Raw genomic sequence first — 4,879 nt, 5'->3', positions numbered from 1 at the left:
TTTTTACTTTTAAGATTTTTACTATTTGCTTTAGTTTTAATCATTATTTCTTTTGTAATAAACCGTATTATTGATTGGTTTTTTAGGAAATCAAGCTTTTTTGATGAAGAGGTAGAGCAGACAATTCAAAGTGTAATTCGATCTATTTTTAGATATATCATTATCATCAGTCTTATCATATATTTAATTAGCCAATTTGTAGATATAAAAAGTATTATTGCAGGTGCAGGGATAGCTGGAGTTGTCATCGGTTTTGCTGCACAACAGATGCTAAAAGATGTTATATTAGGCTTTGCAAGATTAGCGGACAAAGAGTTTCGGGTTGGTGATTTTGTAACTTTTAACGGAACAAATTCAGGAACTATTGAAGAGATTAGTATTCGTTTTATGCAAATTCGTGAATGGTCAGGAAAACTACTTACCATCCCGCACGGAGAGATTAGAACGATACAAAATTTTAATAAAGGATGGATGCGTGTAATTGAACGCATCACGGTAAGTTATCAGGAAGATCCAACAAGAGTGAAGGAATTGTTAGAAGAAGTATGTGTTATATGCAATGAAAAATTGAATCAAACTCTTTATAGAGTAGAGGATGAGGCTGTTGAACCATTTAAATACGTCGGTGTTACAGACTTAAATCCTAACTTGAAATATGTTGGCTATGAATTTTGTATTACAGGTTTAATAAAGCCAGAAGATTATTTTGAAACTTCTAGACAAGTAAGATTTGAATTAATGTCTATGTTCCATAAAAATCAATTGCAAATGCCAGCAGCGAATATGGTTGTTACTACTGAAGGTTTACAGCATATCCATGGTGGACAATCTTTATCGGACAGCTAAAGTAGAATCGTTTGTTAACAAAAATTCTGCTTCCAACATTGGATAGAATACCAATAATAAAATGATTGATATAAAGAAAGGGCTGAAGGAATTCGGTTCTTTTTTTATTTATAGAATTTAGAAATTTCTTAATGTTATAATTGTAGTTGGTGATGAGAATGAACTTTGAAGAAAAAGAGATGCGTCGTTTAGAAGCATTAAAAGAAATTGCTGAATTATTAAATGAAGCAACAAACTTACAGGATATGTTAGAAAAAGTGTTGCATACATTGTTACAAGTAATGAATTTACAAACAGGGTGGATATTCTTTATTGATGAAAGTGGAAAGCACAGTATGCTTGTAGACGAAAATTTACCAGAGGCTCTTACGTGGCAAAAGAAGAAGCCGATGTGTGAAGGAAACTGTTGGTGTGTAGAACGTTTTGTGAATGGAAGATTGGAAAAAGCGACTAATATTATTGAATGTAAGCGAATAGAAGATGCAATTGAATGTAATTGGGGAGAGACAGAAGATGTTACACATCATGCGACAATTCCGCTTAGGTCTGGATCAGAAAAATTTGGTCTACTAAATGTGGCTGCACCTCATAAGACTCATTTTTCTGAGGAAGAGTTAGCATTATTAGAATCAATTGCATTTCAAATTGGAACGACAATACAACGTATTCAATTAGTTGAGAAAGAACGTAAATATGTAGTGGTAGCGGAAAGAAATCGACTTGCACGTGATTTACATGATTCAGTAAAACAATTGTTATTTTCTATTATGCTAACAGCGAAAGGTACTCTGAATATGACGCAAGATAGAGAATTGCAAGAGATGTTAAGTTATATTGGGGAATTATCACAAGAAGCATTACAAGAGATGACGCTATTAATTTGGCAATTAAGACCTGAAGGATTGGAGAAAGGATTAGTAGAAGCAATTCAAAATTACGGGAAGTTATTAGGAGTTCAAGTGGAAGTTCGAATTGATGGGATGGTTTCAATGGGGGATGAAATAGAAGAAGTTTTATGGCGTATTAGCCAAGAGGCGCTACATAATTGTAAAAAGCATGCTTCGTGTGAAAAGGTACATATTCTTTTGAAAATAGAAAATAACCAGTTACATTTTTACATAGAAGACAATGGAATAGGATTTATACAAGAACAAGTAAGGGAATCAGCACTTGGCCTGAAAAGTATGAAGGAACGTATTCAGTTAATGAAGGGATCGTTTCAAATTATAACAGAGCTGAAAAAGGGTACAAAAATAGAAATTCAATTGCCGATTTGAAGGGGAGAATAAGGTTGAAGATTAAACTGCTACTAGTTGAGGATCATCATATCGTTCGAAGAGGACTTGTATTCTTTTTGAAAACGAGAGAAGAATTTGAAATTATTGGGGAAGCGGAAAATGGCGAAGAGGCATTATATTTCGTGCAAAAAGAAAAACCAGATGTCGTGCTAATGGATGTATCGATGCCGAAAATGGATGGAATTGAGGCAACAAAACGTCTAAAGCAATATGATGAGACAATAAAGGTACTTATATTAAGTAGTTTTTCAGAGCAAGATTATGTTATACCAGCACTTGAAGCTGGAGCAGATGGTTATCAATTAAAAGAAGTACAACCTGAGCAACTTGTCGCTTCTATTATTGCAGTACATCAAGGAAATGCGAATTTTCACCCGAAAGTAACACCTGCATTAATGGGGCGTTCTGCAGTAAAGAAGGAAGTAGAAAATCCTTTTTCAATGTTAACGAAAAGAGAGCAAGAGGTACTTCGCGAAATTGCGAAAGGAAGAAGCAACAAGGAGATTGCAGCAGAACTTCATATTACAGAACAAACTGTGAAAACACACGTTTCAAACGTTTTAGCTAAATTGGAAGTGGATGATCGTACGCAAGCCGCATTATACGCAGTGAAACATGGAGAGAATTATTCATAAGCATGAATAATTCTGTTATATCGTATGACAGAATACATAGGAGCAATTAAAAATTATAGTAATCCCTAATATAGGTTTTTCTTCTTTCGATAATTAGGTACAATAAAGTGAAACTCTAATCAGTGGAGGACCATCCCCACTGATGATTAGTTCAACTAATCGGTTTTTACAGGATAAAGCTACGATGGAAGGGGAGGATATGCTATGCCTGGTACAAGAAGTGGGATTGGAAAGATTCAGGCTTCGTTAAATGGTTTATCACCGAAATTGCGAAGTATTGCCGAACATATTTTGAAACATCCACAAGATGTTGTACATAAATCTATTACAGAATTAGCTGAAGTTACGAATAGTTCCGAAGCTACGATATTCCGCTTATGTAAAAACCTTGGTTTGCAAGGTTTTCAAGATTTAAAGATTACATTAGCTCGTGAAATTGTACATACACCGATGCAAAATATCCATGAAGAGGTATCAGCAGAAGATAGTATGGTAACTGTTGCTAAAAAAGTTTTTCATTCGCATATTACAGGACTGCAAGATACTTTACATTTGCTTAATGAAACGGCACTTGAGCAGGCTGTACGAGCCTTACAAGAAGCAAGTCGAATTGAGTTTTATGGAAATGGTGGCTCTGGTATTATTGCAATGGATGCGTATCATAAGTTTATGAGAACGGGTATTTCTTGTATCGCTCATACTGATTCGCATTTTCAAATTATGGGGGCAGGTTTACTCTCGGAAAATTCAGTTGTTATTGGTATTTCTCATTCTGGTAGCAATAAAGGATTACTTGAAGCGTTAGAAGTAGCGAAAGTAAGAGGGGCCAAAATTATTGCGATTACGAGCTATAAGAAATCAGCATTAAGTCAACTTGCTGATATAACGTTATATACATCAACACGTGAGACTGAATTCCGCACAGAAGCAAGTTCATCACGATTAGCACAGTTAAGCTTATTAGATACTTTGTATGTAGGGTTGTCGTTGCAGCGACAAGAGGAAACTCTAAAAAATTTACAAAGTATACGTGAAACGATTTCGATGAAGCGAATATAAAAAAAGCTCTTCAAATGAAGAGCTTTCAGACTGTAGACAAACTATTTTTGGAGAGTTCAAATGCTAAAAATAGTTTGTTTCTTATTTTAGGGATAATTTATCCAATGGAATTTATATGTAGTGCTTTCTATACTATAATTTACTATAAGTGAGGAAGGTGTCTTATGAAAATATCCGTTTATGTTGCAAGTGCATTTAGCAAGGATCATAAAGGCGGAAATAAAGCAGGAGTGGTATTTATTGAGAATACATTGACCACTACTCAAAAAATGGAAATAGCCAAACAACTGGGCTATGCGGAAACCGCATTTATATCAGAATCTGAACTTGCTGATTATAAATTTGAGTATTTTACACCAAAAGAAGAAGTTGATTTATGTGGTCATGCGACAATTGGCTCTTTCGCGATACTAATGCATTTAAATAAACTTTTCAGGAATCGCTATACGATTGAAACGAACAGCGGTGTTCTTACTATTACTATAAAAGATGACATCATATTCATGGAACAAAATAAACCGATATTCTATGATGTTGTATCTCCAAACGAGTTCATCGACTGTTTTGATAGTAAAGATATAGACAATAAATACCCAATTCAAATTGTCTCCACGGGCTTAAAAGATATTTTAATTCCTATAAAAAGCGAAACACAATTACATGCACTGCAACCTAATTTTGAAAAAATTAAAGAAATTAGCAAGTATTATAATGTTGTCGGGATGCATCTATATACTTTTAATGACAATCGAATTATATGCAGAAATTTTGCTCCGCTATACGACATTAATGAAGAAGCAGCGACTGGAACTTCGAACGGTGCATTAGCTTGCTATCTTTATGAACAGGACTACTTGAAAAAAGAAGTCTATGTATTTGAACAAGGTTATTCTTTACACTCGCCTTCTGAAATATTAGTTAAATTAGCAACCAATAGCAAAAATAAAATAGAAAAAGTTTATGTTGGTGGCAAAGGATATTACTGTGAAACTAAGTGTTTACATGTAGAAAATATTGAGTGAAGAGCTTTTTTATCGGTAA

General features: G+C 34.2%; 5 protein-coding genes. All 5 read left to right on the top strand.

Features of this window, described 5'->3' with window-relative positions:
- The coding region (locus ACQGS6_RS22905; RefSeq protein ID WP_426965650.1) for a mechanosensitive ion channel family protein at positions 1–846 on the top strand (846 nt) is incomplete at its 5' end.
- A gap of 179 nt (positions 847–1,025) precedes the next feature.
- Positions 1,026–2,123, top strand: a complete 1,098-nt coding sequence (gene casK, locus ACQGS6_RS22900) for a two-component system sensor histidine kinase CasK (protein ID WP_170317879.1) — start codon at positions 1,026–1,028, stop codon at positions 2,121–2,123.
- A gap of 14 nt (positions 2,124–2,137) precedes the next feature.
- Positions 2,138–2,779 (top strand): two-component system response regulator CasR, encoded by a 642-nt coding sequence (casR, locus tag ACQGS6_RS22895; protein ID WP_000694637.1) that lies wholly within the window; start codon positions 2,138–2,140, stop codon positions 2,777–2,779.
- A 204-nt stretch (positions 2,780–2,983) separates the two neighbouring features.
- Positions 2,984–3,838 carry a MurR/RpiR family transcriptional regulator gene (locus tag ACQGS6_RS22890; protein ID WP_001119649.1) on the top strand — a complete coding sequence of 285 codons (855 nt, stop codon included), beginning with the start codon at positions 2,984–2,986 and terminating at the stop codon, positions 3,836–3,838.
- Between the two features lie 164 nt (positions 3,839–4,002).
- Positions 4,003–4,860: a PhzF family phenazine biosynthesis protein gene (locus ACQGS6_RS22885; protein ID WP_000704320.1), complete on the top strand. Its 858-nt coding sequence runs from the start codon at positions 4,003–4,005 to the stop codon at positions 4,858–4,860.
- Positions 4,861–4,879 lie beyond the last annotated feature (19 nt).

This window comes from Bacillus sp. GMs2/2 (genome assembly GCF_050172095.1).
In the GTDB taxonomy this organism is placed as follows: Bacteria; Bacillota; Bacilli; order Bacillales; family Bacillaceae_G; genus Bacillus_A; species Bacillus_A cereus.
This window is presented reverse-complemented; position numbering and strand designations above follow the sequence as displayed.